Here is a 4,823-nt window from a genome sequence, read left to right as displayed (position 1 = left end):
TAGTGCGAGAGCGAACTCCGCCTCCAGGCGGGCGTGCAACTCCACGGCGGTCAGAGAGTCCATGCCCTGCTCGAACAGGCCGCGGCGGCGCGACAGCGGCTGCCCGGCGGACACGCCGAGCACCGACGCCGAGCTGCTGCACCGTTGGCTCACCCACCCCAAATCCGTCTTCTGGCTGATGCGGGACGCCGAACCCGACGACGTCCGGAAGGCGTTCCAGGCCGTCCACGACGCCCCCGCCCACCGGGCGTACCTCGGCCTGCACGACGGAGAGCCGGCCTTCCTCGTCGAGGCGTACGACCCGGCCCACGACCCCGTGGGCTCCGTCTATCCGGTCCGGCCGGGCGACGTCGGCATGCACTTCCTGGTCGCCCCCACCGACGCCCCGCTGCACGGCTTCACCCTCGCCGTGATCACCACCGTGATGGAACTGCTCTTCGCCGACCCGGCCAACCACCGCGTGGTGGTCGAACCCGACGCCCGCAACACGCCCGTCCACGCCCTCAACGCCGCCGTCGGCTTCCAGGTCGAGCGCACCGTCACCCTGCCCGACAAGGACGCCCTGCTCAGCTTCTGCACCCGCGCACAGTACGAGGCCACCAGGGCCACCACGGCAGCACCCCAGGAGTGAACCGCATGACCGTCCCCCACGAGGCCGTCGCCCACCTCACCCCCGAGCTGTGGGAGCGCGCCAACCGCCTTCTGATACGCAAGGCGCTCGCCGAGTTCGCCCACGAACGCCTCCTGACCCCGGAACCGCGCCCCGACGGACGGCACACGGTCCGCGCCGACGACCCCACCCTCGCCTACCACTTCACCGCCCGGCGCCTCAGGCTCGACCACTGGCTGATCGACCCCGACTCCCTCACCCGCGAACGCGACGGCGTCCCGCTCCCCCTCGACTCCCTCGACTTCTTCCTCGACCTGCGCGGCACCCTCGGGCTCTCCGACGACGTCCTCCCGGTCTACCTGGAGGAGATCACCAGCACCATGGCCGGCACCGCCTTCAAGCTCGCCGCGCCCCACCGGCCGGCCGCCGAGCTGGCCCGCGCCGACTTCCAGACCGTCGAGGCCGCCATGACCGAAGGCCACCCCTGCTTCGTGGCCAACAACGGACGCCTCGGCTTCGACGCCGCCGAATACCTCTCCTACGCCCCCGAGACCGGCTCCCCCGTCCGCCTGGTCTGGCTCGCCGCCCGCCGCGACCTGGCCACGTTCACCGCCTCCACCGACACCGACTACGAGACCCTGATCGCCGACGAACTCGCCGCGGCGACCCGCCGCCGCTTCGCCGACCGGATGACAGCGCTCGGCCTCGACCTCGCCGACTACTACCTGATCCCCGTCCACCCCTGGCAGTGGTGGAACCGGCTCTCGGTCACCTTCGCGGGCGAGATCGCCAGGCACCACCTGGTCTGCCTCGGCGAGGGCGACGACACCTACCGCGCCCAGCAGTCCATCCGCACGTTCTTCAACACCGACGCCCCCGAGAAGCACTACGTCAAGACGGCCCTCTCCGTCCTCAACATGGGCTTCCTGCGCGGCCTCTCCGCCAGCTACATGCGCGCCACCCCCGCCATCAACGACTGGCTGGCCGGGCTGATCGCCAAGGACGACCTCCTCACCGGCACCGGCTTCTCGATCATCCGCGAACACGCCGCCATCGGCTACCACCACCGGCACTACGAGGCCGCGACCGAGAAGGGCTCCCCCTACCTCAAGATGCTCGCCGCGCTCTGGCGCGAGAGCCCGGTGCCCACCCTCGAACCCGGCCAGCGGCTGGCCACCATGGCCTCCCTGCTGCACACCGACCGGAACGGCGACTCGTTCGCCGCCGCGCTGATCGCCGAGTCCGGACTCCCCGCCGAGGTCTGGCTGCGCCACTACCTCGACGCCTACCTGACCCCGCTGCTGCACTGCCTCTACGCCTACGACCTGGCCTTCATGCCCCACGGCGAGAACGTCATCCTGGTCCTGGAGAACGGCGTGCCGCGGCGCGTCATCATGAAGGACATCGCCGAGGAGATCGGCGTGATGAGCGCCGAGCAACCCCTACCGCCCGAGGTCGAGCGGATCCGCGTCGACGTACCGGACGACGTGTGGGCGCTCTCCGTCTTCACCGACGTCTTCGACTGCTTCTTCCGCTTCCTCAACGGCGTTCTCACCGAGAACGGCCTGCTGACCGAGGACGCCTTCTGGGCGACCGTGGCCGCCTGCGTCACCGACTACCAGCAGGCCGTTCCGGAGCTCGCGGAGAAGTACGCGCGGTTCGACCTGTTCGCCGAGCGCTTCGCCCTGTCCTGCCTCAACCGCCTCCAACTGCGCGACAACCGCCAGATGGTGGACCTCCAGGACCCCAGCGGCTCGCTTCAGCTGGTGGGCACGCTCGAGAACCCGATCGCCCGCTACGCCTGATCCCGGCGCTCCTCGACCTCGTCGTCAGCGTCGTCGTCCTCGGTGTCCAGCGGATCGTCGTCCTCGGCGTCCGGGTCGAGCGCGTCGACGAACTCCAACCCGTCCAGCTCGGCCAGCCGGTCCGAGGCGTCGGTGGTTCCGCCCTGGTCGGCCTCCACGGCCTTGGCGAACCAGTCCCGTGCCTCGCTCTCCCGGCCGACGGCCAGCAGCGCGTCCGCGTAGGCGTAGCGCAGCCGTGCCGTCCAGGGCTGGACGGAGTTGGAGGCCAACTCCGGGCTCTGCAGTGTCACCACCGCCGCGTCCGCCTGCCCCATGTCGCGCCGCGCGCCGGCCGCGACCAGCCGCATCTCGACCTGGCCGGCCTTGTCCAGCTGCCGCACCTCGGGCTCGCCGGCCATCGCCAACGCCCGCTCGGGACGCCCCATGCCGCGCTCGCAGTCGGCCATGAGCGGCCACAGGTGCACGGACCCGGTCATCCGACGGGCGGCCCGGAACTCGGTCAGCGCCTCGCTGTACTTCCCGACGCCGTACGACGCGAACCCGGCCGCCTCACGAACCGCGCCGACCCGCGAGGCGAGCCGCAGCGCCGCGCGCGAGTAGCCGTAGGCACGCTCGGGATCGTCCTCCAGCAGCCTGGCCACCATGACCAGGTTCCGCGCCACGTCCACGGCGAGGGTCTTGGGCAGGCTCATCAACTCCTGCCGCACGGAACGGTCGATCTCGTCGCCCGTCACCTCGTCCGGGATCGGCAGCCGCCTGACCCGCTCACGGTCACGGTCCCGCGCCATGTCGGGGCCGCGCCGCACGCCCTCGCGCCGATACCCGCCACGGGGCCCGCCACGGTCGTCGCGCTGTCCCCGGAAGTCGCGGCCACCCGACTCACGACGGTCGCCACCCCGGTCCCGGTCCCTCTCACGCCACGGCCGATCATCCCGACCGCCCTGGTGCCGCCGCTCCTCACGGGGACGGTCGTCGCGGCGGAAGCGGTCCTCACGGGGACGCTCGTCACGCCGAAAACCACCACCGGTCGGCCGATCCCCACGCGGACGATCATCACGAGGACGGTCATCGCGGCGGAAACGGTCCTCACGGGGACGCTCGTCCCTGGGCCGGTCATCCCGACGAAAACGGTCGTCACGGGGACGGTCGTCACGGGGACGGTCGTCCCGCCGGAAACCACCGCCGGTCGGCCGGTCACCCCTGGGCCGATCATCCCGCCGGAAACCACCGCCGGTCGGCCGGTCACCCCTGGGCCGATCATCCCGACGGAAGCCACCGGCTCCACCACCCGACCCGGAACTCCCGTACCCGGGCCGACGATCGTCACGCCGGAAGCGGTCTTCACGCGGGCGGTCGTCGCGGCGGAAACGGTCCTCACGGGGACGGTCGTCACGCCGAAAACCACCACCGGTCGGCCGATCCCCACGCGGACGGTCATCACGCGGACGGTCATCGCGCCGGAACCCACCACCGGTCGGCCGATCCCCACGCGGACGATCATCGCGCCGGAAACGGTCCTCACGGGGACGCTCGTCCCTGGGCCGATCATCCCGACGGAAGCCACCGGCTCCACCACCCGACCCGGAACTCCCATACCCGGGCCGACGATCGTCACGCCGGAAGCGGTCTTCACGCGGCCGATCGTCACGCCGGAAACCACCGCCGGTCGGCCGATCTCCACGAGGACGGTCATCACGAGGACGGTCATCGCGGCCGCGGTCGTCACGCCGAAAGCCTCCGCGATCGCTGCCGCCGGACTCCCCACGCGGTCGCGATCCCTCGTCCCGGCGGCCGCCACCCCGGTCGTCCCGGCGGGCGTCGCCCCGACCCCACGAGCCGCCGCCGCGGCCCTGACCACCACGCCGGTCGTCACGGCGATCGTCGCGACGGTCGCCTCGCGTGTCCCCGCGGCCACCACCGCGCTGATAGCCGCCCCGATCCTCTTCGCGCCGGGGGGCACGCGACTCCCGCTCCGACCTACCGTCCGACGAATCCGTCATGGCCGTGATTCCTGCCTTTCCTGCCTTACACGAAAAACAAAAAACCTCTGGTTCCTCAGCATGTACGCTGAGGAACCAGAGGTTCCAAAAGATTGTCCGGCGGCGACCTACTCTCCCACACGGTCCCCCATGCAGTACCATCGGCGCTGGCAGGCTTAGCTTCCGGGTTCGGAATGTAACCGGGCGTTTCCCTACCGCCATGACCACCGGAACACTCAAAGTGCTCCAAGCGAACAAGCACACTCTTCAGTTATCTGTCCGCTCAAAGAGCACGGGTTCAGATTTCACAGTGGACGCGAGCATCTATGGACAAGCCCTCGGCCTATTAGTACCGGTCAACTCCACCGCTCACACGGCTTCCATCTCCGGCCTATCAACCCTGTCGTCTACAGGGAGCCTTACCCCATC

Annotated in this window: 5 protein-coding genes and 2 rRNA genes; 2 read left to right on the top strand and 5 right to left on the bottom strand. The window is 70.5% G+C overall.

Translation table 11 applies throughout. The annotated features are described in order from the left end of the window. The coding region (locus E1283_RS40055; protein ID WP_132821642.1) for an acyl carrier protein at positions 1–114 on the bottom strand (114 nt) is incomplete at its 3' end. Here E1283_RS40055 and E1283_RS31835 point away from each other — a divergent pair. Together E1283_RS31835 and E1283_RS31830 are read left to right on the top strand one after the other, a co-directional pair. Further along, positions 62–631, top strand: a complete 570-nt coding sequence (locus tag E1283_RS31835) for a GNAT family N-acetyltransferase (RefSeq protein WP_132821641.1) — start codon at positions 62–64, stop codon at positions 629–631. The genes E1283_RS40055 and E1283_RS31835 overlap by 53 nt on opposite strands. 5 nt (positions 632–636) lie before the next feature. Next, complete coding sequence (locus tag E1283_RS31830; RefSeq protein WP_132821640.1) at positions 637–2,415, top strand: IucA/IucC family protein; 1,779 nt, start codon at positions 637–639, stop codon at positions 2,413–2,415. On the opposite strand, the gene E1283_RS39585 is transcribed toward E1283_RS31830, so the two are convergent. The 4 genes from E1283_RS39585 to E1283_RS31815 all read right to left on the bottom strand — a co-directional run. Beyond that, a complete protein-coding gene (locus E1283_RS39585) occupies positions 2,406–3,203 on the bottom strand; it encodes a tetratricopeptide repeat protein (protein ID WP_279571308.1) in 798 nt (265 codons plus the stop codon). The two genes, E1283_RS31830 and E1283_RS39585, sit on opposite strands and share 10 nt — an antisense overlap. After that, entirely contained in the window at positions 3,146–4,375 is a 1,230-nt protein-coding gene (locus E1283_RS39775) for a hypothetical protein (RefSeq protein ID WP_207930609.1), read from the bottom strand. Before E1283_RS39775 ends, E1283_RS39585 begins: the two co-directional genes overlap by 58 nt. A 134-nt stretch (positions 4,376–4,509) precedes the next feature. Further along, a 5S ribosomal RNA gene (gene rrf, locus E1283_RS31820) occupies positions 4,510–4,626 on the bottom strand. 94 nt (positions 4,627–4,720) lie between these two features. After that, positions 4,721–4,823 (bottom strand): 23S ribosomal RNA (locus E1283_RS31815); the annotation flags it as partial.

This window comes from Streptomyces hainanensis, assembly GCF_004348415.1.
In the GTDB taxonomy this organism is placed as follows: Bacteria; Actinomycetota; Actinomycetes; order Streptomycetales; family Streptomycetaceae; genus Streptomyces; species Streptomyces hainanensis.
The sequence above is the reverse complement of the archived record's forward strand: the minus strand, read 5'-3'. Positions and strand labels throughout refer to the sequence as shown.